Annotated in this window: 2 pseudogenes; both read left to right on the plus strand. The window is 45.6% G+C overall.

Annotated elements, in window-relative coordinates:
- Positions 1–192: pseudogene (locus DW015_RS13540) on the plus strand (hypothetical protein); the annotation flags it as partial.
- Between the two features lie 44 nt (positions 193–236).
- Positions 237–546 (plus strand): annotated as a pseudogene (locus DW015_RS13250) (IS3 family transposase); the annotation flags it as partial.

The raw sequence follows: 546 nt of genomic DNA on the forward strand, positions 1-546 counted from the left end.
ATAGACACAGGTGCAGGTTCACGTACACCGGGAGAGTCACTTACTATCGCACAGCAGCTCCAGGCAGCGAACAAACGGATAAAAGAACTTGAAAAGAAAAACCGAGAGCTTGAAGAACTGAATGAATTTCTGGAGGAAGCATCTGCTTTTTTCGCCGCGAACCGTCGGAAGTCAGGAAAGAAGAACGGTTAAAGTTCATTTCCAAAAAGACTGATGACGGTAGGATCACAGGAAGGATCAGTTTTTACTGCAAGGCTTTAGAGGTTACAAGACAAGCATTTTACGATCATCTCAGCCATAAAAACGCCCCCTGGAAGTATCAGGCACTTGCAGATGAAATGATGAAGATCCACGAAGAAGACCAATATAATGACTGCTACGGCAGAGAACGTATGTATCTTGCATTGCAGCAGAGAAAGGATGCCGGGAAAACTGACATTGACATTCCATGTGAAGCTACTGTACGCAAGGTCATGGTGCAGATAGGATTGATACACAAGCCTCGCAGAAAGCCAAACGGGATAACCAAAGCGGATCGGCTTGCTC

The sequence above is a fragment of the Ruminococcus sp. AF37-20 genome, from assembly GCF_003460465.1.
GTDB classification, from domain to species: Bacteria; Bacillota; Clostridia; order Oscillospirales; family Ruminococcaceae; genus Hominimerdicola; species Hominimerdicola aceti.